Here is a 21,761-nt window from a genome sequence, read left to right as displayed (position 1 = left end):
TCGTCGGGGCGGTGCGGTGCCGGGCGGTCTCCCGGGCGTCGCACCGCCGTTTCGTCGTCGCCGGACCCGTCGGTCGGGCTCCGTGGGCTACTTGAGCTGGTCCGCGGTGTACTGGCCGCTGTCCACCAGGACCTTTTGGTAGTTCTCCTTGTCGACGCTGACCGGCTGGAGCAGCTGCGCCGGTACGGTCTTGACACCGTTGTCGTACTGGCCGGTGTCGTTGACCTCGGGCTTGCCGCCGGTCAGCAGCGCGTCGCCCATCTGGACCGCGGCCTTGGCAAGTTGGCGGGTGTCCTTGTAGACGGTCTGGGTCTGCTCGCCTGCGATGATCGACTTCACCGAGGCCAGCTCGCCGTCCTGGCCCGTGACGACGGGCAGTGGCTGGCCGGCGCCGTAGCCGACGCCCTTGAGCGAGGAGATGATGCCGATCGAGATGCCGTCGTACGGCGAGAGCACGGCGTCGACGCGGGCGGCGGTGTACGACTTGCTCAGCAGGTTGTCCATCCGGGACTGGGCGAGACCGCCGTCCCAGCGCAGTGTGGCGATCTGGTTGAGGGAGGTCTGGCCGCTCTGCACGACCAGCTTCTTGTCGTCGATGTACGGCTTGAGGACGCTCATCGCGCCGTTGTAGAAGAACGCGGCGTTGTTGTCGTCCGGTGAGCCGGCGAACAGCTCGATGTTGAAGGGGCCCTTGCCGTCCTTGACGCCGAGCTTGTCGACGATGTAGCTGCCCTGGAGGACGCCGACCTTGTAGTTGTCGAAGGTCGCGTAGTAGTCGACGTTCCCGGTGCCGCGGATCAACCGGTCGTAGGAGATGACGGGGACGTGGGCGTCGGCGGCCTTCTGCAGCACGTTGGTGAGCGAGGAACCGTCGATGGCGGCGATCACCAGCAGCTTGGCCCCCTTGGTGATCATGTTCTCCAACTGGGAGACCTGGTTCTCCACGACGTTGTCGCCGTACTGGAGGTCGGTCTTGTAACCCTTGGCCTGGAACTCCTTGACCATGTTGTTGCCGTCGTTGATCCAGCGCTCCGACGACTTGGTCGGCATCGCGATGCCGATGAGGCCGCCTTTGGCGTCCCCGCCGGCCCCGCCGTCGCCTGCTCCGTTGGCGCTCTGGCCGCAGGCTGCCAGCGACAGCGTCAGGCCCAGAGTGACAAGGCCCGCTGAAAGCTTCCGCACAGTTCCTCCAGTGATGTTCCGCGACCGGCACAGTGCGACCCGGCTGGGAGAACCGGAAGCGGTCGAGCGGGGCCGGCCGGGAGTCGTTTCCTCGCGCTGTGCGAAGTCCGGGTTTGCAGCGGCTCCGGCCTGGCGATACCTGAGTGTTAACGCTCACAAGTGTGCCGTCAAGGGTCTGTTCGGATCACGGTTGGGCCAGCAACGGCGCAGGCGATCAGCCGCCTCCGCGGGGCGCCTCTACATTGGGCGCGTCCGGGCACGCTGACCGCAAACGGCTTCTGGAGGTTCCGCGGCTTTGTCGAACTCGGCGACTGGATTGCGTGCGCCGGCCACCAGGCGGGCTTGCGGATCGCCGAACCGGGCGACGTTACCGCCGTCTTCTGTGCCAACGACGGCATGGCGCTCGGCCTGCTGCGCGCCCTGCGCGAGTCCGGCCGCTCGATCCCGGGCGACATCAGCGTCGTCGGCTTCGGCGACATTCCCGAGGCCGCTCACTTCGTCCCGCCCCTGGCCGCCTGCGGCAGGACTTCGGCGAGCTCGGCCGCCGGGCCTGGAACTGCTCGTTGAAGGCTTGGACGGTGGCGCGCACACCCGCACCCACCTGCTGATCTCGCCCGAGATGGTGCTGCGTCGCAGCGCGGGCCCCGCGGACCGCCCTTGAGTCGGCACCGTCGGACCCGGAGCTGACCGCCGCGTCGCCCCAGGCTCTCCGCCGCGCCGGTCGCACTTTTGTCGAGGCCTCCATGGGTACCTTGACAGGAGAATTGTGATCGCTAACATTCTGCCTCATCGAAAGAGGTGCCGCTTCAACTCCGCAGGAACCAATGCCGGTTTCCCGTGCGAAGGATGAGAAAATGACCGTGATCCCTGCCGTCCAGGGCTCGGACAGGTACGTCGTCGGCATCGTCTCCGGCACCCTCTCCGGTCGTGCCGTGCTGGTCCGCGTCCATGGCGGACGGGAGCTCGCGGCCATCGTGCACGAGTACCCACACGCAGTCATCGAGCGCGAGTTGGCCGGCACTGGGCGCCCACTGCCGCCTGGCTGGGCCCCGCAGCATCCCGAGGGCCGGCACGAGGTACTGCGCACTGTCCTTCCTGCCGTACTCGTCGTCGCCGGCGTTGATCCAGCCCACCTCATCGGTATCGCCACCGAGGAGGCGCGGCTGGAACTCCGGGCCGGTGACCGACTGCTGGCGGAGATCGGTGTTCCCGTCACCGGCAACCGCTACACGTGGACGACCGTCGCGGCCGAGCTCGCCACTGCGCTGAACGGCGTCCACGACCTGCGGCTGACACTGCACGGAGGCTTCCGCCTGGCCGGCTTCGGCTTCACCGCGTCCGGCGGGACCGGCTGAGGCCCGCGCCTGCGAGACCGGCGGCCCGTCCGAGGGGACGGGCCGCCACCCCTTCCCGCACCACTGCCCGGACCTGCGAGGCAAGGCCCCCTGAGGCCGCCGAGCTCCGTTACCCCGTCACCTCTCCGACCGGAGGAAACCCCCATGCCGCTCACAGACCTGGGCGCGGACGAACTCGTCCGCTACCGCCCTGAGTTGTCCGATCCGACGGGTTTCGACGCCTTCTGGCGGCGGACCCTAGCCGAAGCCCGGTCGCACGACGGGGCGATCAAGGTGGAACGGGTCACCGCCCAGCACCTGCTGCACACCGTCGAGGTCGACGACGTACGCTTCCCCGGCTGGGACGGCGAACCGGTGGCCGCCTGGCTGCTGTGCCCGCGCAACGCGGCCGGACCGCTGCCGGTCGTCATCACCTACATGGGCTACGGCGGCGGTCGAGGACTGCCCACCGACCACCTGTTCTGGTCCGCCGCGGGCTACGCCCAATTCGTCGTCGACAGCCGGGGCCAGGGCCACGACACCCCGGACCGGGGCGTTGGAGACGGCACGCAGTGGGTCGAGGGCTTCATGACCCGCGGCATCGACTCTCCCGACAACTACTACTACCGGCGATTGATCACCGACTGCGTGCGAGCCGTGGACGCGGTCGCGGAGCTGCCCGGACTCGACAGCCGTCGGATCGTGGTGGCCGGAGGCAGCCAGGGCGGCGGTCTGGCGCTCGCCGTCGCCGGTCTCGCCGGGGACCGCGTGGCGGCGGCGATGCCGGACGTCCCGTTCCTGTGCCACTTCCGCCACGCTGCCGCGATCTGCGCCGACGGCCCGTATCAGGAGATCGCCAAGTACCTGCGCTGGCACAGCCGCCATCGCGTGGAGCCGGCCTTCGCCACCCTCGACCACTTCGACGGTGTCCACTTCGCCCGGCGGGCCACCGCGCCGACGGTGTTCAGCGTGGGCCTGATGGATCCGGTCTGCCCGCCCTCCACGGTCTACGCCGCCTTCAACCACTACGCGGGCGAGGACCGCACCATGACCGTCTGGCCGTTCGGCGACCACGGCGGCGGCTGCGGCTCCAACCCGCCCGTCCAACTGGCCTGGCTGCGCGAGCGCGGCCTGGCGCCGGAGCTCTGACCGCCCCGCACCACCGGACCGCCCCGCACCACCGGGCCGGGCGGACCGCGTGAGGACGTCCCGCGCGCCCGGCCGCCCCACGCACTGAGCCCCGCCCCGCCCGAGACCCAGGAGCCCGACAGACCCGTGAGATACCGCCCATAACCACCCCGGCCTTCCCGGAACTGCCCGCCGGGTTCCGTTTCGGTGCCGCGACCGCGGCCTACCAGATCGAGGGCGCCCACGACCTGGACGGCCGCGGCCCGTCCATCTGGGACACCTTCAGCCACACGCCCGGCCGTACGCTCGACGGTGCCACCGGCGACACGGCCTGTGACCACTACCACCGCCAACCGGAAGACGTCGCCCTGCTGCGCGGGGTCGGTGTGGAGAGAGTTACCGCTTCTCGATCGCCTGGCCCCGCCTGCTGCCCCGGGGCACCGGACCGGCCAACCCCCAGGGGCTGGACTTCTACAACCGCCTGATCGACGATCTGCTGGCCGCCGGTGTCGCCCCCGCCGTCACGCTCTACCACTGGAATCTGCCCCAAGCCCTGGAGGACCGCGGTGGCTGGCGGGTCCGGGAGACCGCCGAGGCGTTCGCGCAGTACGCGGCCCTCGCGGCCGAGCGCTACGGGGACCGGGTGGAGCGCTGGATCACCCTCAACGAGCCGTACTGCTCCGCCTTCGTCGGCTACACCGAGGGGCGGCACGGACCCGGGGCCGAGGAAGGCCGCGGCGCGCTGGCGGCCGCACACCACCTGCTGGCCGCACACCACCTGCTGGTCGCCCACGGCCTCGCGATACGGGAGCTGCGCGCCGCGGGCGCCCAGGAGGTCGGGATCACCCTCAACCTCGACCGCATCCATCGCGCCTCCGCCCTCCCCGAGGACCGAGCCGCCCTGCGCCGTGCCAAGGTCCTCCACAACGAGGTCTGGACCGAGCCGCTCCTCGCCGGCCGCTACCCTGCGCACGAGGCCGAGACCTGGGCCGGCCTCGCCGACGGTCCCTGGCGGTTGCCGGGCGACCTGGAACTGATCGGCGCCCCGCTGGACTTCCTCGGAGTCAACTTCTACCGCCCGATCACCGTCGCCGCCGTCCCCCACCGCGAGGCCGACCTCGAACCGCGCACCGCCGTGGACATCGGCGTCACCGAGCTGGACCGGTACGGGACCCGGCGCACCACCATGGGATGGCCCGTCGTCCCGGAGGTGCTCGCCGAACTGCTCCGCGAACTCCACGCCCGCTACCCGCGGCTTCCGCCGGTCTGGATCACCGAGAACGGCTCCGCCGAGGCCGACGCCGTCGCCCCCGACGGTCGGGTCCATGACACCGCGCGGATCGACTACCTCGCGGACCACCTCGCCGCCGTCGCCATCTCCGCAGGGGTGGACGTGCGCGGCTACTACGTCTGGTCGCTGCTGGACAACTTCGAGTGGGCGCGCGGCTACGGCCAGCGCTTCGGCCTGGTCCACGTCGACTACGACACGCTGACCCGAACGCCCAAGGACAGTTACCACTGGTTCCGGGGCCTGATCACCGCGCACCGCGTGCGGACGGAGGAAACCACCCGATGAAGTTCACCAAAGGCTACTGGCTGATGCGCCCAGGTGTCACCGCGCGTTACGCCGCCGAGGTCGCGGACGTCCGGGCCGACGAGCACCGGATGACCTTCTATGCGCCGGTGAAGCACGTGCGCAGCCGCGGTGGCATGCTCAACAGCGGGCTTCTGACGGTCGATTGCTGGTCGCCGGCCGAGGGTGTGATCGGGGTACGCGTCACCCACCACGTCGGTTCGGTGCGGCGCGGGCCGGAGTTCGCGCTGCCCGGCGCGCAGCAGGGCAGCGGGAAGGGCGCCGAGCTCATGTGGACTGCATAACCGCCACAACACGCGGCGGAAAGCCCCTCGACGTAAAGATCCACCGGCTCGCGCGCCCGTGCGCTTGAGTCTCCAGCGGCTGGAGGGTCCAGGATCTCGCCCATGGAAGACGAACGCCCCGACGTGCTCACCATCGGCCAGCTCGCGCACCGCACCGGACTTGCGGTGCGCACCCTGCGCTTCTGGTCGGACGAGGGAGCGGTGCCGCCCGTGGCCCGCTCCGCCAGCGGCTACCGGCTATACGACGCCGAGTCCGTGGCCCGCGTAGAGCTGGTCCGCACCCTGCGGGAGCTGGGCCTCGGGCTCGACGACGTGTGCCGCGTCCTGAGCGGCCGCACCACGGTCGCCGAGGTCGCCGACGCGCACGTGGCCGCGCTCGACGCGCAGATCCGCTCCCTCAAGGTGAGCCGGGCCGTCCTGTCCACCGTATCGAAACGTGGTTCGACCGCTGAGGAGACAGCACTGATGAACCGGTTGGCACGGCTTTCCGCCGCCGAACGCAAGCAGATCATCGACGAGTTCAAGGATGAGGTGTTCGGCGGTCTCGACGTCGACCCGCGCCTGCGTGACCGGATGCGCACCTTCAGCATCGAACTGCCCGACGACCCCACACCCGAGCAGGTCGACGCCTGGATCGAACTGGCCGAGCTGGTGCGGGACCCCGGTTTCCGCGCCCGGATGCGCACCATGCTGGAGCTGAGCACCCCGGCCCCCGGGCAGAGTCGTGCCCCCGGGGCGTCCATCTGGTGGGCCAGGCAGGTCGTGCAGACCGTCGCGGAGGTCAGAGAACGCGGGGTCGCGCCTGAGGGACCGGCAGCGGCCGAAGTGCTGTCCGAGCTGTTCGGCGACGCCGATCGGGCCGCCGTCCTGTTGTGCCTGGAGGCCGGGATCAAGGCAGGGGCGGAGCGCTACCGCAGGCTCGTGGCCCGCGTGCGCGGACAGTATGCGTCTCCCGACGCGTCCGAGGAGCTGGAGTGGCTGGCGCGAGCCCTGCATGCCGCGGATCAAGCCTGACCGGCCGCACCGCCCCTGCCCCGTATGGGTTGAGGCGAGCCGGGGCGACTCGACGCGAGCCGTGGTGTTGACCGCCGTCACGAGGGGGCGGTCAGCCGGCCGTGCTGCTCCATCAGCACCCCAGGAAATCGGTCCGCTGACCCTCCCCCAGACCCGGCAGGCTGGAAGGCCGCCGTCCACCCGGGCTGGGGCAACTTCACCCCCGGCTGGATCGCCCGGCGTAAGAGCACACCGGCCCCGCCTGACCCGGCCCACGCGGCAAGAAGCCTCTCCAACACGCGGCTCAAATCCGACGAACACAGAAGGCCAGACCGGCTTGCCTGGCCAGCGAAGCTACCGCTGCATAGCGGCGAAACTTCAATTGAGTGGAGCCCACGGGTTTTCCCGCATGTGGCGGGGATCACGTTGGGGGAAACCTTCGGCCCGGTTCGGGCGTCTAGGAGGTGTGAGATCAGTCAGAGCAGCGCCGCACGAGTTGGACGAGGAGCGTCTCGTCCGGCTGGTGGCCAAGGGCGACCGTGTCGCGTTCGAGGAGTTGTACCGGCGTACGTCGCCGTGGATGGCGGTGCGGTTGCGCAGTCGCTGCGCGGACGAGCAGATCGTCGCCGAGGTCACGCAGGAGACGTATCTGGCGGTGTGGCGTGCGGCGGGTGCGTTCGCGGGTTCGTCAGTTGTCACCGGCGGTGCAGGAGGTGCGCGACGTGCTCGTCACGCTCTCCGCCTCCGTGCACGTCGGGCAGACGATCTGGCTGCTCGGCATGGCCGCGACCGGCTTCGCGCTGCTGATCGCCGCGACCCCGCGCGCCCGGCTGCTCGCCCTGACGCCCGTCCTGGCGGGCGCGGCGATCGCCCTGCTCGTCCTCCCCTCCCATCCGCGTCGGATGTATGTCCTCGACGAGGCCGCCGCGGAGCTGGTGTGCGACGGCCCGGTATGCGTGACCGAGACGCACCAGGCACGACTCACCGACCTCGCCGGTCCCGGCAGGGAGGCCCTGCGTCTGCTGCACGAGGCTCTGGGCGGCCAGGGGCCGGTCTCGGTCCGGGAGAACATCGCCGTACTGCCGGACGGCTCCACGCCGCAGTGGTCCGGCAAGACCGTGCTCTTCGACTTCGACGACGACATCATCGCCGCCGCGAAGGGCGAGGAGCTGACCTGGGCCCTGATCGCCAAAGGCATGGTGCCAGGGTGCACCCCCGTCGGCTGGAGCAGCTTCGGGGGAGATGAATTCGCGCAGACCGTCGCGGTGGGCTGGGTCCTCGGGGACCTCAGGCCGCTGCCCGGCACAGGATCAGCAAGTTTGCACCGCGAGGTAGACGCCGAGGCCCGCCCGCTGTGGACGGAACTCAAGGCGCTTCCGCGGCCCGAGCAGCTCTCGCGGATCAACGCGATGCGCGCTGCCGCGCTCTCCTGTAAGGGCGACGCGTTCGACGCTCTGAAGGGCGGTGTGTCCCGGTGAGGTGGCTGATGCTGTACGCGCGCTCGCGGCAGGTGCCCGCGTCGCTCGCCGCGGTGGTGATCAGCGCGGTCGCGGTGTGGACACTCGCCCGCGACGCGGGCGGGGGCCCGGGGATCCGCGGTCGGCCGTGCTCGTCCTCGCGACGGGGGCGATGGCGGTCTCGATCGGGCTCAGCGGGCAGGACATCGCGCTGGACCGGACGGCCGCGATCCGATGGGTGCCCCGCAGGGCGGCGCACGTGCTGCTCGCCGGCGCGGTCGTCGGCACGGTGCTGCTGACTGCGCAGACGATGGGTGAGGACCTGGCCACGACCGCGTTCGTCGTCCGGGACAGCGCGGGGCTGATGGGGCTGGTCGCCCTGGGCGCGGTGCTTTCGGGCGGGCACTATGCCTGGACGCTGCCGTTCGCCTGGCTCGCGTTCTCGTTCTTCGCCCCGCCTGCCACGAGTGTGCCGATGCAGGTGGCGACCTGGATGCTGCTGCCACCCGGCACGGCGGCGAGCACCTGGACGGCCCTGGTCCTCGCCGTCGCCGGCACCGCGGCCTACGCCGTCGCGGGACCGAGACGGTAACCGGAGCGGGCCACCGGACCGGGACACGGCCGTGGCAGCGAGGGGCTGAAAACCCGGCCCGAGTGCACAAGGGGGCTACGACCGCAGCGTCGTCGGGTGCGGCGTGCGCACGCATCGGATCGAACACCCACCACGCGGCCTCGTTCAACTGGGGACCGGGAGTACTTCAGCGTGTCTCCGTGACCGATCGGTCGGCGGTGTCCGCCCAAGTGCGGGGCGGGGGCACCGTGAGCCCCAGGTCGAGGCACTTGCCCATGTCCAGGCGGAAGGCGCCGTTGATGTTGGACCAGAACAGCGCGGTGTGTTCGGCCGGCGCATCGTTCGTCCGGCGCCCTGTGGATGGGCTTCTCCGGGGCGGCCGTCGACGGTTCCCACATACAGGCGTTAAAGGGGGATCCAGGACGGGACGAAGCCCCGTTGACCGGGGCAGGACGGGCAGCAAGCATCACCTGATCACCGACGCCACTGGTATCCCGCTCGCCGCCACTTTGACCGGCGGCAACCGCAACGACGTCACCCAGCTGATCCCGCTGCTTGAGGCGGTACCGCCGGTGCGGGGCAAGCGAGGCCGGCTCCGGCACCGCCCGGACGTGGTGTGGGGCGACCGCGGCTACGACCACGACAAGTACCGCCGCCTCGTCCGGGATCTCGGTGTAAAGCCGCTTATCGCCCGCCGGGGGCACCGAGCACGGCTCCGGACTCGGCGCCCAACGCTGGGTCGTGGAGCGAGCATTCGCCCACCTGCACTGGTTCCGCCGCCTGCGGATCCGCTGGGAGATGCGCGATGACATCCACGAAGCCTTCCTCACCCTCGGATGCGCACTGATCTGCTGGCGACGCCTGAACTTCCGGTAGGAGTTTCAAGACAGGCACGGCTTACGTTGACGGCCCAGTGGCCGACCTCAGGTTGGCTTGCGCCACACGGAGATGTGCTTCGCGGAGTCCTGGGTGAACGGCGCCCCGTCCCAGTCCGCGACGCGACGTTCCATCTCGAGCCCAGCGATCCGTGCCATCAGGTCGAGCTCTGCCGGCCAGGCGTAGCGGTGCCGGGAGTTGTCGCGGCGGTAGCGGTCGTCGTCGCCGTCGCGGGTGAAGTGGTGCGAGACGAGAATCTGCTCGACGGGGTCGAAGGTGTCCAAGCCGAGATGCTGTTCAGAGACGTCGAACGGCACCGCGACCTGGCCGGGCGGCAGCAACCGCAGCGGCGGCACGCCCAGCTCGATGACGAATCGGCCGCCGGGCTCCAGATGACGTGCGGCGTTGCGGAAGCACTCGACCTGCTCGTCCTGCGTGAGCAGGTTCGTGATGGTGTTGTAGACGAGATAGACCAGGGTGAACTCGCCGGGAACGACGGTGGTGGCCATGTCCCCGATGACTACCGGGAGCGTGTCCTCGTCGATCTTGCGCCGCAGCACCGCTGCCATGTGCTCGGACAGTTCGATGCCCACTACCGGCACGCCGCGTTCCCGGAGCGGGACGCCCACTCGTCCGGTCCCGATGGCGAACTCCAGTGCCCGGCCGTCTCCGGCGAGCTCGGCGAGGAAGGCGAGAGTCGGTCCGAGAACGGCGGCCGAGGATGTCTCGGTCTCCTCGGCGTCGTAGCGGTCGGCGGTCGCACGGGTCCACAGCTCACTGCTCGTCACAGGCGGCCACTTTGCCGGGTACCGAGGGGCGCTGTCGACGCATTTACCTTCCACCGGCTCCGATCACACGGTTCGGGGCGGGCCGGGACCTTTCAGGGCACCGCCCTGCTCGGGGTGCACGGTCAGGGCAGTGGTGCGGTCGTTCTCCTCGGCGCAGCGGGCACCGCCCACAGCTCGTCGTCGACTTCCCATTGCTTCGGCCGAGCGACCCAGCACCCCCGGATCATCAGTCTCGGAGCGATCCAACCACCTTGAAGAACATTTCGGTAGGAGTGCTTAGTGGCGGAGCCGGGCCGTGGAACGCCACGGCCCGGCTCCTGGGCACTCCGGCTCAGCGGGCGCCGAGGAGGTGTTCGAGGGCGAGCTGGTCCAGCTGTTCGAAGGCCATGCCGCGGCGGGCGGCGGCATCGACGTCGAACTCGTCGAAGGCGGACCGGTCGGCCAGTAGCCCGGCCAGGCCGTCCTCGGCGGTGGGGAGGGTGAGTTCGGGCAGTCGGGAGGCGGCGAGCGCGGTCTGGACCTCCGGATCGGACCGGAAGGCGCGGGAACGCTCCGCCAGGAGCAGGTAGTTACGCATGCAGGCGGCCGCCGAGACCCAGACGCCGGCGGAGTCCTCGGTGCGCGGCGGTTTGAAGTCGAAGTGACGGGGGCCGTCGTAGCCGGCCGACTCCAGCAGGTCGACCAGCCAGAAGGCCTGGCGCAGGTCGCCCGCGCCGAAGCGCAGGTCCTGGTCGTACTTGATGCCGGTCTGGCCGTTGAGGTCGATGTGGAACAGCTTGCCGTGCCACAGGGCCTGGGCGATGCCGTGCGGGAAGTTCAGCCCAGCCATCTGCTCGTGGCCGACCTCCGGGTTGAGGCCGACCCGCTCGGGTCGGTCCAACTCGTTGATGAACGCCAGGGCGTGGCCGATGGTGGGCAGCAGGATGTCGCCGCGCGGCTCGTTGGGCTTGGGTTCGATCGCGAAGCGCAGGTCGTAACCCTGGTTCTCGACGTACTCGCCCAGCAGGTCGAAGGCCTCCTTCAGCCGGTCGAGGGCGGTACGCACGTCCTTGGCCGCGCCCGACTCCGCGCCCTCGCGGCCGCCCCAGGCGACGTAGACCGAGGCGCCGAGTTCCACGGCCAGGTCGATGTTGCGGATCGTCTTGCGCAGCGCGTACCGGCGCACGTCCCGGTCGTTGGCGGTGAAAGCGCCGTCCTTGAAGACCGGGTGGGTGAAGAGGTTGGTGGTGGCCATCGGCACCTTCAGCCCGGCCGTGTCGAGTGCGGTGCGAAAGCGCTTGACCGCCTGCTCGCGGGCGGCGTCGCCGGCGGCGAAGGGGATCAGGTCGTCGTCGTGGAACGTGACGCCGTAGGCGCCGAGTTCGGCCAGCCGCTCCACGGTCTCGACCGGGTCGAGGGCGGGCCGGGTGGCGTCGCCGAAGGGGTCCCGCCCCCGCCAGCCGACGGTCCACAGGCCGAAGGTGAACCTGTGCGCGGGGGTGGGGACGAGCGGGTCGCTGGTCATGAGGCGCTCCGGATCAGGCCGAGGGCTATTTGTAATGACGAAAAACAAATTAGTATGCCGAGACGCCAGAAGGAACCCCACCGGAGGAACACATGGCTGCACAGCGTGTCGTGATCGGTGTCGACAGCTCGACCCAGTCCACCAAGGCCCTCGCCGTCGACGTGGAAACCGGCGCCGTCCTGGGCGAGGGCCGTGCCTCGCACGCCGTCAGCGCGGGCGCCGGACGCGAGAGCGACCCCGAACAGTGGTGGCGGGCGCTCGGCGAGGCCACGGCGGGCACCGGCTGGGCGGATCGCGCAGCCGCCTGCTCGATCGCCGGCCAGCAGCACGGCCTGGTCACCCTCGACACGGCAGGCCGGCCGGTGCGCCCGGCGCTGCTGTGGAACGACGTCCGCTCCGCCCCGCAGGCCGCCGAACTCGGAGCCGCGTTCGGCCCGGCAGAGCTCGCGCGCCGCACCGGCAGCGTCCCGACGGCCGCCTTCACGTCCGCCAAGTGGGCCTGGCTGCGCGCGAACGAGCGTGCCGCCGCCGACCGCGTCGCGGCCGTCCGCCTTCCCCACGACTTCCTGACGGAGCGGCTGACCGGCGAGGCGGTGACGGACCGCGGTGACGCGTCGGGAACCGGCTGGTGGGGCCCGGACGGCTACGACCGGGACGTCCTCGACCGGATCGGCCTCGACCCCGGGCTGCTGCCACAGGTCCTCCCGCCGGGCGCCCGGGCGGGCGCCGTCCGGGCCGGGATGCCACTGCGCGAGGGCGCGCTGGTGGCCACCGGGACCGGTGACAACATGGCCGCCGCCCTCGGGCTGGGCCTGACCCCCGGACGTCCGGTGCTGAGCCTCGGTACCTCCGGCACCGTCTACGCCGTCGGCCGGACCCGGCCCGCCGACCCGAGCGGAACCGTCGCCGGCTTCGCCGATGCCCTCGGCGGCTGGCTGCCACTCGCCTGCACGCTCAACTGCACCCTCGCCGTCGACCGCTTCGCCGCCCTCGTCGGCCGCGATCGCGAGGACGTCGAGGCAGGCGGCACGGTGGTGGTCCTTCCCTATCTGGACGGCGAGCGCACTCCGGACCTCCCGGGCGCTTCCGGCCTGGTCCACAGCCTGCGCCACGACACCACGCCGGGCCAGCTGCTCCAGGCCGCCTACGACGGTGCCGCCCAAGCCCTGCTTGCGGCCCTGGATGACGTGCTGCGCGCCGGAGGCGAGAACCCCGCCCCCGACGAACCACTGCTGCTGATCGGCGGCGGAGCCCGCGGCAGGGCCTGGCAGCGGACCGTCCTCCGGCTGTCCGGCCGGGCGGTCCAGGTGCCCGAAGCCCGGGAACTGGTCGCGCTCGGGGCCGCCGCCCAGGCCGCCGCCCTGCTCACCGGTGAGCCTGCCGACGTCGTCGCCCGGCGTTGGGGGACCGCCGGGGGCCGGGTGCTGGAACCCGTGACCCGTGACGACGACACGCTCGAACGGATCACCAGTACGCTGCGGCGGGCGCGCGCCTTGCAGGAGGTCGCGTCGGCAGAACGATAGGAGGGTCGGCTCAATGGCGGGGATCGGCAGGGCGGGCGGGGGCGTGGAGGCCGTGCCCGCCTCGCAGCAGGGGATGCGTCGCCAGAATCTCGCGGTGGTGATCGGCGCGGTCGCCGCGCACGGTCCGCTCTCCCGGGCGGACGTCGCCGGGCACACGGGCCTGACCAGGCCGGCCGTCTCCTCCATGGTCGACGAGCTCATCGGCCGTGGCGCGCTGACCGAGACGGAGACCGCGCCCAGCGGGCGGGTCGGCCGCCCCGGACGGGCACTGGAGCTGAGCGATCGGGGTCCCGCGGGCCTCGGCTTGGAGATCGGCGTCGCCCATCTCGCCGCGTGCGTCGTGGACCTGCGCGGTGAACCCCGGATCTGGCGCCGGGTGGAGCGGGCCAACGCGGGCCGGCCTGCTGGGCAGGTGCTGGCGGAGGCCGCCGCGCTGGGCGCCGAGGCGGAGGCGGAGGCCGCCGCCCTCGGCCTGCGCGTAATGGGCCGTGTCCTGGCCGTGCCGGGGGTGGTGCCGAACGAGCCGAGCGGGCTGGTCGGACACGCCCCCAACCTCGGCTGGCAGGCCGTCCGCCCCGCCGACCACTGGCCCGACCCCGACACCGTGCCCGAGCCGGAGAACGAGGCCAACCTCGGGGCGCTGGCCGAGCAGTGGCACCAGGGACACCCCGCCGAGACCTTCGTACACGTCTCCGCCGAGGCCGGAATCGGCGCCGCACTGGTCGTCGGCGGGCAGCTGTTCCGCGGCGCCCGCGGCTTCGCGGGCGAACTCGGCCACCTGCCCGTCCACCCGGAGGGCGCCCGCTGCGCCTGCGGGGCACGCGGCTGCCTGGAGCAGTACGCGGGCGAAGCGGCCGTGCTGCGCGAGGCCGGGCTCGCGCACGTCGGCGACCCGGTGGCCCTGCTGGCCGAGCGGGCAGGCGCCGGGGACGCGGCGACCCTGCGCGCCCTGGACCGCGCAGGACGGGCCCTGGGCCTCGCCCTCACCTCGGCGGTGAACCTGATCGACCCGGACGCCCTCGTTCTGGGCGGCGCCTACGCCGAACTCGCCGACTGGCTCCTCCCGTCCATCCGTGCCGAACTCGCCGCCCGGATCACCGTCCGGCCCTGGAACCCGGAGGCGGTACGCCCCTCAGCCCTGGGCCGGCGCGGACCGGTGATGGGCGCGGCCTGGTCGACCGTCCGACAGATCATCGCCGATCCCACCTGCCTGCCGGCACGCTAGTGCCGTGACCGCGCGGGTCCGCCGGGCTGGTGGCCGCAGTTCCCGGGTGAACCGGGGGCGGTCAGTCGTCGATCGCCCGCAGCGGGTCGTTGCTCAGACTGGGGGCCGGCCACTGCTCCACGGCCGTGATGTGGACGGTCGCATCTGCGGCTCCGCGCGGAACTGGAACATGACCGAGATCGGCTGAGCGCGCCCGGGGCGGCCTGCCGAGGGCACGCCACCCCGCCTCATGTGCTCCTCACGGGGTACGGCCTCAGACGCAGAAGGTGACGCGCGCGAGCCGCACCGGCCACGCAGTCCCCGGTGCCACCCGTTCTCGCTGATGACGAGGGGCAGGCCGGGATAGCGGGCGGCGCGGTCTCGGCAGCCTGCCGGCCGCCCGGCAGAGCCTCGGCAGTCCGCGCCCTGCCCGATCGGCGTCGTGTGATCGACAAGACGGTGTCTTCTGTGGCCGCGGTGAACTGGCCGGCCGGTCGGCTTGACAGCAGTTGGGCGTCAGCGGACGAGGCCTCTCGGGGCCGGTTTCTTCCGAGTGTGCCGAGGCCCGGAGCCCTGCGGAAGGGAATGCTTCCGTAAGGCTCCGGGCTTGTCACCTGCTCTGCGTCACAGTGCCGGGTAGGCGTTCTTCATGAGCTCCTGGAACTGGGCGGAGAACCACTGTCCGGCGAGCGGCGCGTCCGGGAGGGACCCCGACATGCTGTTGCCGTTGCGTACGTTGCCCGTGTAGGTGGGGTCGCACATCCGGTCGAAGCCCTTGCCCTCGTTGTTCGGGATCTCCTTGCTGGCCCCGTCGGACTCGCCCGGGGCTTGATCCACACGTAGGCGTCGATGCCGGCGGCCGGGGCCGCTTGCGGGCGTTCGCCGAGTCCGGCGCCGGACTGGTTGCACCAGTTGCCGAGGTGGATGCGCCGGTCGTAGCGGCCGCCGTTGACGTAGGTGTCCACGCTCGTCAGCGCGCCGGGTCCGGTGGGCCGGGCGGTGCCGCCCCAGCCGTTGCGGGAGGTGTCGATGAGCATACCGATGTTGGCGTCGAAGCCCAGGGAGACCAGCTGGGTGCGCATGCCTTGGGCGTAGGACAGTTCGTCGGTGTAGCGGTTCCAGTCGACCCACTTCGACTGGCGTACGGAGGTGCCGTTGATGGAGTCGTCGATCTTGAAGTTGTCCTCTTTCAGGGCGCTGTAGTTGGCGGTGTTGACGATGAAGCCGTGCACGTTGGAGAGCGTGGAGCCCTCGGCGGTCGCGGCCTGCTTGAACATCTCGGCGGAGGCGCCGAGGTTGTCGTCCCAGCCGAGCCAGCCGTGGTGGCCGGCGTCAACGTAGTTGTAGACGTTGGCGATCGAGCCGAGCTTGTTCAGGGCGTAGCCGACGCCCTTGACATAGTTGCCGTTGGTCTTCATCACGTCGCAGTTGGCCGTGGCGGTGGGGCGGCCGGAGACGTTGGTGACCAGGTTCGGCAGGGAGTCGATCTCGACGGTGGTGACGATCCGCAGCCCCGCGTACTTGGGGTCGGCGAGGATCGCGGCGATCGGGTCGATGTACTGCGTCTTGTACTTGTCGATCTCGGTGGGGCCCAGTTCGCCGTTGGAGGCGAGCGCGGAGCAGTCCCGGCCGGGCAGGTTGTAGATCACCAGCTGGACGACGAGTTCGCCGCTGCCCTTCTGTGTCAGGGCCGCGTTGAGGTGGTCGCGCAGACCCATCGTGCCGCTCGTGCCAGTGACGAGGGCGATGCGGTCAAGCCAGACGGCGGTGGGCTGGTTGGACACCCTGCTGCCGCCCGGTTCGGCGGCGGCATGGGCGGACCACTCGGGGTTCACGTACATCTTGGCGCCGGCGTAGGGGTTGTCGACCTTGCCGCCGGCGGGCGGAGGCGTGGTCGGCGGCGTCGTGGGCGGTGTGGTCGGCGGCTGGGTCGGGTCGGTCGCGCCGTTGCAGGTGACGCCGTTGAGCTTGAACGTCGCGGGCACGGCGTTCGTGCCGCTGTACGAACCGTTGAAGCCGAAGGAGGTCGAACCATCCGTGGCCAGGTTCCCGTTGTACGAGAGGCTCTTGGCGGTCACGGCCGCCCCGGACTGGCTGATCGTGGCGTTCCAGCCCTGCGTGACCTGCTGACCGTTCGCGTAGGACCATTCCAGGGTCCAGGAGGCGACCGGTTCACCGGTGTTGGTGACGGTCACATTGGCGCCGAACCCGGTGTTCCACTGGTTCGTGATCTGGTACTCGACCTTGCAGCCGGCGGTGGCGGCGCCGGCGGAGGTGCCTAACACGGTGGCGGTGGCGCCCGCGGCGGTGACGAGGCTGAGGGCCGCCAACAGGGCGGTACGCCTGGTCGTACGGGAAGTCGTGCGGGGACTCGTGCCGATTGCTGAGCGGCTCATTTTCGTGGGGTGCCTTTCAGTTCAGGGCGCGCAGGTGGTCGCGCAGCCCGGTGCCGAGTGCGGGGAGTGCCGTTGTGCGGAGGGGTGCCGTCGTACGGAGCGGGTGCGGTCGTCGGAACCGGGGCCGTGGCGCGGTCGATGAACGTGTGTCCGCAGGCGTGCTCGCCGCTCTCGCCCGCGACCGGGGGACCCGGTCCGCGACCGAGGCGAGGGTGGGGGAATCGGTGAGCCACTGGCTCGGGTCGTTGTAGGCGATCCCGGGGACCGGCAGGAAACTGCGGCCCCGGTCGCATGCACGGCCTCCACCAGGTCCTGCATGCCGGCGACCTCGTGGCCGAAGCCGGCAGGTACCGCCGTCGCGCAAGGTCAGCGCTGCTCCGCCGAGCAGCGCTGATGGAAGCGCTCCCACTGGTTGGGGCCAGACCGTAGCGCCAACTAACGCCAAGCAAAAGAGGAGTTGAGCAAATTCCTCGCAGATTGCCTTCGACTCTTCACATGTCTTGACGCCGTCACGCCACGTCTGCACGGTGGGAGCGCTCCCACTGGTCGGAGCTTGGAGCTTGTGCGCAATCGTTCTTCCGTCCCCGTCTCCCCGAGTCGCGAGGAGAACCATCCCCATGTCGGCACATCCCCCACCCAGACCGCGCGTCCGACGCAGGCTGCTGACCGCATCGGCCGTGGCCGTCTCGCTGTCCCTTCCCCTCGGTCTCACGGCCGTCGGCGCCACCACCGCCGCGGCCGCGGCGGTGCAGTGCAGCGTCGACTACAAGGCCAACGACTGGGGTTCGGGCTTCACCACCGAGCTCACCCTCACCAACCGGTCGGCGACCGCACTCGACGGCTGGACCCTCACCTACGACTACTCCGGCAACCAGCAGCTGACCAACGGCTGGAACGGCACCTGGACCCAGTCCGGCAAGAGCGTCCGCGTCGCGGCTCCGGACTGGAACAGGACCGTCGCTGCCGGCGCTGCCGTCACCGCCGGCGCCCAGTTCGCCTACAGCGGGACCAACGCCGCCCCCACCTCTTTCGCCGTCAACGGCACCCCGTGCACCGGAGCCCACCAGCCCCCGGTCGCCGTCCTGACCAGCCCCGCCGCAGGCGCCGTCTACACGGCGGGCACTCCCGTCCCGCTCGCCGCCACCGCCGCCGCGGCTGACGGCGCCACCGTGGGCAAGGTCGAGTTCTACAGCGATACCACGCTCCTGGGCACGGACGCCACGGCGCCTTTCACCCTGGATGCCACCGGCCTCGCAGCTGGTTCCCACTCCCTTTACGCGAAGGCCTACGACAGCCTCGGGGCCTCCGCCGAGTCTGCACCCGTCGGCATCACCGTCGTCGCCGGCCCCGCGCTCGTAGCCACCCCCGCGCAGCTCTCCGTACGCCGCGGGGAGACGGGCACCTTCGACTTGAAGCTGTCCAAGCAGCCGGCCGCGAACGTCACGGTGGGCATCGCCCGCACCTCGGGCAACACCGAACTCGCCGCGACGCCCGCCGAGCTCACCTTCACCCCGGCGAACTGGAACACCGCCCAGAAGGTGACGGTCACCGCCGGTGCCACCGGCAGCGGCTCCGCCGTCTTCACCGCGACCGCACCCGGCCATGCGAAGGCCGAGGTCAGCGCGACCCAACTCGCCGCCGGCTCCACGTACGCCGCCCGGTTCCTCGACCTCCACGGGAAGATCACCAACCCGGCCAACGGCTACTTCTCGCCCGAGGGCATCCCGTACCACTCCGTCGAGACGCTGATCGTCGAGGCCCCGGACCAAGGGCACGAGACGACCTCGGAGGCCTACAGCTACCTGATCTGGCTGCAGGCGATGTACGGGAAGATCACCGGGGACTGGACCAAGTTCAACGGCGCGTGGGCGGTCATGGAGAAGTTCATGATCCCCACCCACGCCGACCAGCCGACGACCGGCTCCTACAACGCCTCCAAGCCCGCTACCTACGCCCCCGAGCACGACCTTCCCTCGCAGTACCCGGCCAGGCTCGACGGGGGAGTTGCCGCCGGCGCGGACCCGATCGCCGGGGAGCTGAAGAGCGCGTACGGCACGGACGACATCTACGGCATGCACTGGCTCCAGGACGTCGACAACGTCTACGGCTTCGGCAACGAGCCCGGAAAGTGCTCCGCCGGACCGACCGAGACCGGACCCTCGTACATCAACACCTTCCAGCGAGGACCCGAGGAATCGGTGTGGGAGACCGTTCCGCACCCCACCTGCGACAAGTTCGCCTACGGCGGCAAGAACGGCTATCTCGACCTCTTCACCGGGGACTCCTCCTACGCCAAGCAGTGGAAGTTCACCGATGCCCCGGACGCCGACGCGCGTGCCATCCAGGCCGCGTACTGGGCCGACATCTGGGCCAAGGAGCAGGGCAAGGGAACCCAGGTCATCGCGACCGTCTCCAAGGCGGCCAAGATGGGCGACTATCTGCGGTACTCCATGTTCGACAAGTACTTCAAGAAGTCCGGGAACTGTGTCGGCCCGACCGTCTGCCCCGCCGGTACGGGCAAGGACAGCGCGCACTACCTGATGTCCTGGTACTACGCCTGGGGCGGCGCCACCGACAGCTCGGCCGGCTGGTCCTGGCGCATCGGCTCCAGCCACGCACACAGCGGCTACCAGAACCCCCTCGCCGCCTACGCGCTCAGCGAGTACGCCCCGCTGAAGCCCAAGTCGCCGACCGGCGCGACGGACTGGGCGACCAGCCTCGACCGGCAGTTGGAGTTCTACCGCTGGCTCCAGTCCGACGAGGGCGCCATCGCCGGCGGCGCCACCAACAGCTGGCAGGGGCGCTACGCACAGCCCCCGGCCGGGACTCCCACCTTCCACGGCCTCTTCTATGACGAGAAGCCGGTCTACCAGGACCCGGCGTCCAACCAGTGGTTCGGCTTCCAGGCCTGGTCCATGGAGCGGGTCGCCGAGCTCTACCAGCAGACGGGCGACACAGGTGCCAAGGCCGTGCTCGACAAGTGGGTCGGCTGGGCCCTGTCGAAGACCACGATCAACCCCGACGGCACCTACCGCATCCCCTCCACCCTCCAGTGGTCCGGCGCCCCCGACACCTGGAACGCGTCGGCTCCCGGAGCCAACACGGGCCTGCACGTCACCGTTGCCGACTACACCGACGACGTGGGCGTGGCCGCCGCATACGCCAAGACCCTGACCTACTACGCCGCCAAGTCCGGGAACACCGAGGCCAAGCGGGTCGCCAAGGCCCTGCTCGACGGCATGTGGGCCCACCACCAGGACCCGCTGGGCGTCGCCGTCCAGGAAACGCGGACGGACTACAACCGCTTCAGCAACCCGGTTTACGTGCCCAGCGCGTGGACCGGCAAGATGCCGAACGGCGACACCGTGAACTCCTCGTCCACCTTCGCCTCGATCCGCACCTTCTACAAGAACGACCCGGCCTGGCCGAAGATCGAGGCCTACCTCGCCGGCGGCGCCGCGCCCGTCTTCACCTACCACCGGTTCTGGGCCCAGGCGGACATCGCCCTGGCCATGGGCTCGTACGCAGAGCTGCTCGAATAAGAGCCCGCCCCGCCCGGAGACAGCCCCGCGTACGACGAGGCCGGGCAGCCCGTGAGGGCCTGCCCGGCCTCCGCGCGTCCAGCCGTCACACGCTCTCCCGGAAGCGCGGGCCGCGTCGATATCGATGACGGGGGGTCGCCCCGGGCTTCGAGCGGGTCACCTGATTTCTCCCAGGCGGCCCCGGCCTTCAGGCCGGGGAGGAATGGGTCCTTGGGGCGGAGGCGCGGCGCGCCGGAGGACGGTTCGCATTTGGTCTGACCTGCCCTTTCGGTCGTTGTCAGTGGTCGGGGATAGGTTGTTGGGATGGCGACGACACCAATGGCGGCGGACTCCGGGCATGCCCGGTGGACATTCCGTGTCCGCGTGTCGTCCACCGCGCTCACTGTCCTGATGGGTGAGTGGGATCGGTGCCGCTGGGTGTGGAACGAGTGCTGCGCGAAGTCGAAACAGACCCATGTCTGGAACAAGGACCGGCCCGACGGGGCGGACAAGCGGAGCTGTGGCCCGGCGCAGCTCGACAAGATGCTGACCGAAGCCCGCACCCGGAACGCCTGGCTTCGCGAGGGGTCCTCGGTTGTGCAGCAGCAGTTGATCCGGGATTTCGGGAAGTCCCGGGCAAAGGCGCAGACGGATATTAAGGACCCGTTGCCGGTGCGGCAGCGGGCCGGGATGCCGAAGTGGAAGAGGAAGCGGGAAGCGCTGCCGTCCCTCAACTACACCAAGCGCGGCTTTCGGTGATCGGCGTGGACTGGGGCGTGAAGGAGACCGCGACCACCACCAGCGACGCCCACGACCTTCCGAATGTCGAGCACGGCAAGAAGGCCGCCGCCGGCCTCGCGCGCTATCAGCGGATGATGGCCCGGCGCAAACCGCCGAAGGGCAAGGCAGGGTCGAAGGGCTACCGGCACGCGAAACTGCAGACCGCGAAGCTACCCAAGAAGGTCGCCCGGCAACGCCAGGACACCGTCCGCAAGTGGGCCAAGGCCGTAGTCCGCGATCACGACGCCGTGGCGGTCGAGGACTTCCGCCCGAAGTTCCTCGCCAAGACGACCATGGCCCGCAAGGCCGCTGACGCGGCCATCAGTGCCACCAAGACGGCTCTGATCGAGATGGGCCGCAAGCACGGCCGTGCCGTGTACCTGGTACACCCCGCGCACACCACCATGGACTGTGCGCAGTGCGGAGCGAGAACCAAGCACGCACTACTTCTCTCAGAACGAACATATGCCTGCACCTTGTGCGGAGCCGCATCCCCCCAGGGATAAGAGCTCCGCCCGCGTGATGCTGGTCCGGGCTGGTCTCAACCCGGCTAGTGCTGATCGCGTAAGACCAGTCGGGGCGCCGCCCCTCTGGCAGCGTGAGCTAGAAATCCCCACATCAGCCCT

Annotated in this window: 11 protein-coding genes and 7 pseudogenes; 14 read left to right on the top strand and 4 right to left on the bottom strand. The window is 70.5% G+C overall.

Features of this window, described 5'->3' with window-relative positions; translation table 11 throughout:
* Window positions 1–87 precede the first annotated feature (87 nt).
* Window positions 88–1,182, bottom strand: coding sequence for a multiple monosaccharide ABC transporter substrate-binding protein (gene chvE, locus JIW86_RS02540; RefSeq protein WP_322975479.1), 1,095 nt, complete (start codon window positions 1,180–1,182; stop codon window positions 88–90).
* Window positions 1,183–1,341: 159 nt separating this feature from the next.
* Between chvE and JIW86_RS02535 the strand changes: the two genes are divergently transcribed.
* The 10 genes and pseudogenes from JIW86_RS02535 to JIW86_RS02490 form a co-directional block, all read left to right on the top strand.
* Window positions 1,342–1,749 carry a substrate-binding domain-containing protein gene (locus tag JIW86_RS02535; RefSeq protein ID WP_416237516.1) on the top strand — a complete coding sequence of 136 codons (408 nt, stop codon included), beginning with the start codon at window positions 1,342–1,344 and terminating at the stop codon, window positions 1,747–1,749.
* A gap of 287 nt (window positions 1,750–2,036) precedes the next feature.
* Window positions 2,037–2,537 carry a hypothetical protein gene (locus JIW86_RS02530; RefSeq protein WP_257552295.1) on the top strand — a complete coding sequence of 167 codons (501 nt, stop codon included), beginning with the start codon at window positions 2,037–2,039 and terminating at the stop codon, window positions 2,535–2,537.
* 144 nt (window positions 2,538–2,681) lie between these two features.
* The gene (locus JIW86_RS02525) at window positions 2,682–3,665 is read left to right on the top strand and encodes an acetylxylan esterase (RefSeq protein ID WP_257552294.1); all 984 of its coding nucleotides are present in this window, start codon (window positions 2,682–2,684) and stop codon (window positions 3,663–3,665) included.
* Between the two features lie 140 nt (window positions 3,666–3,805).
* Window positions 3,806–5,220 (top strand): annotated as a pseudogene (locus JIW86_RS02520) (GH1 family beta-glucosidase).
* Window positions 5,217–5,495: pseudogene (locus tag JIW86_RS02515) on the top strand (alpha-xylosidase); the annotation flags it as partial. The pseudogenes JIW86_RS02520 and JIW86_RS02515, both read left to right, overlap by 4 nt.
* 129 nt (window positions 5,496–5,624) lie before the next feature.
* The gene (locus JIW86_RS02510; protein WP_257552293.1) at window positions 5,625–6,536 is read left to right on the top strand and encodes a MerR family transcriptional regulator; all 912 of its coding nucleotides are present in this window, start codon (window positions 5,625–5,627) and stop codon (window positions 6,534–6,536) included.
* Between the two features lie 445 nt (window positions 6,537–6,981).
* Window positions 6,982–7,323: pseudogene (locus tag JIW86_RS02505) on the top strand (RNA polymerase sigma factor); the annotation flags it as partial.
* Window positions 7,238–7,993, top strand: a complete 756-nt coding sequence (locus tag JIW86_RS02500; protein ID WP_257552292.1) for a hypothetical protein — start codon at window positions 7,238–7,240, stop codon at window positions 7,991–7,993. The pseudogene JIW86_RS02505 and the gene JIW86_RS02500, both read left to right, overlap by 86 nt.
* Window positions 7,990–8,564: pseudogene (locus JIW86_RS02495) on the top strand (hypothetical protein). The gene JIW86_RS02500 and the pseudogene JIW86_RS02495 overlap by 4 nt, the downstream one beginning before the upstream one ends.
* 357 nt (window positions 8,565–8,921) lie before the next feature.
* Window positions 8,922–9,419 (top strand): annotated as a pseudogene (locus JIW86_RS02490) (IS5 family transposase); the annotation flags it as partial.
* Between the two features lie 47 nt (window positions 9,420–9,466).
* On the opposite strand, the gene JIW86_RS02485 reads toward JIW86_RS02490, so the two are convergent.
* Complete coding sequence (locus JIW86_RS02485; protein WP_257552291.1) at window positions 9,467–10,207, bottom strand: class I SAM-dependent DNA methyltransferase; 741 nt, start codon at window positions 10,205–10,207, stop codon at window positions 9,467–9,469.
* A gap of 331 nt (window positions 10,208–10,538) precedes the next feature.
* On the bottom strand, window positions 10,539–11,711 hold the full coding sequence (gene xylA / locus JIW86_RS02480) for a xylose isomerase (protein ID WP_257552290.1): 1,173 nt from the start codon (window positions 11,709–11,711) through the stop codon (window positions 10,539–10,541).
* A gap of 92 nt (window positions 11,712–11,803) precedes the next feature.
* Between xylA and xylB the strand changes: the two genes are divergently transcribed.
* Both xylB and JIW86_RS02470 read left to right on the top strand, forming a co-directional pair.
* The gene (gene xylB / locus JIW86_RS02475; protein WP_257552289.1) at window positions 11,804–13,234 is read left to right on the top strand and encodes a xylulokinase; all 1,431 of its coding nucleotides are present in this window, start codon (window positions 11,804–11,806) and stop codon (window positions 13,232–13,234) included.
* Window positions 13,235–13,247: 13 nt separating this feature from the next.
* On the top strand, window positions 13,248–14,459 hold the full coding sequence (locus tag JIW86_RS02470; protein WP_257552288.1) for an ROK family protein: 1,212 nt from the start codon (window positions 13,248–13,250) through the stop codon (window positions 14,457–14,459).
* 603 nt (window positions 14,460–15,062) lie between these two features.
* On the opposite strand, the pseudogene JIW86_RS02465 reads toward JIW86_RS02470, so the two are convergent.
* Window positions 15,063–16,834: pseudogene (locus JIW86_RS02465) on the bottom strand (glycoside hydrolase family 6 protein).
* Between the two features lie 617 nt (window positions 16,835–17,451).
* Between JIW86_RS02465 and JIW86_RS02460 the strand changes: the two are divergent.
* Together JIW86_RS02460 and JIW86_RS02455 are read left to right on the top strand one after the other, a co-directional pair.
* Complete coding sequence (locus JIW86_RS02460) at window positions 17,452–20,376, top strand: glycoside hydrolase family 48 protein (protein ID WP_257552287.1); 2,925 nt, start codon at window positions 17,452–17,454, stop codon at window positions 20,374–20,376.
* A gap of 303 nt (window positions 20,377–20,679) precedes the next feature.
* Window positions 20,680–21,723, top strand: a pseudogene (locus tag JIW86_RS02455) (RNA-guided endonuclease InsQ/TnpB family protein); the annotation flags it as partial.
* Window positions 21,724–21,761: the final 38 nt, after the last annotated feature.

Source organism: Streptomyces sp. NBC_00162 (genome assembly GCF_024611995.1).
In the GTDB taxonomy this organism is placed as follows: domain Bacteria; phylum Actinomycetota; class Actinomycetes; order Streptomycetales; family Streptomycetaceae; genus Streptomyces.
The sequence above is the reverse complement of the archived record's forward strand: the minus strand, read 5'-3'. Positions and strand labels throughout refer to the sequence as shown.

What these genes read in the sequence shown, in the direction of transcription:
- JIW86_RS02470 (WP_257552288.1), top strand. Translation starts at nt 13,248, where the DNA reads ATGGCGGGGATCGGCAGGGCGGGCGGGGGCGTGGAGGCCGTGCCCGCC.
- JIW86_RS02510 (WP_257552293.1), top strand. Translation starts at nt 5,625, where the DNA reads ATGGAAGACGAACGCCCCGACGTGCTCACCATCGGCCAGCTCGCGCAC.
- JIW86_RS02530 (WP_257552295.1), top strand. Translation starts at nt 2,037, where the DNA reads ATGACCGTGATCCCTGCCGTCCAGGGCTCGGACAGGTACGTCGTCGGC.
- JIW86_RS02525 (WP_257552294.1), top strand. Translation starts at nt 2,682, where the DNA reads ATGCCGCTCACAGACCTGGGCGCGGACGAACTCGTCCGCTACCGCCCT.
- xylB (WP_257552289.1), top strand. Translation starts at nt 11,804, where the DNA reads ATGGCTGCACAGCGTGTCGTGATCGGTGTCGACAGCTCGACCCAGTCC.
- JIW86_RS02460 (WP_257552287.1), top strand. Translation starts at nt 17,452, where the DNA reads ATGTCGGCACATCCCCCACCCAGACCGCGCGTCCGACGCAGGCTGCTG.
- xylA (WP_257552290.1), bottom strand. Translation starts at nt 11,711, where the DNA reads ATGACCAGCGACCCGCTCGTCCCCACCCCCGCGCACAGGTTCACCTTC.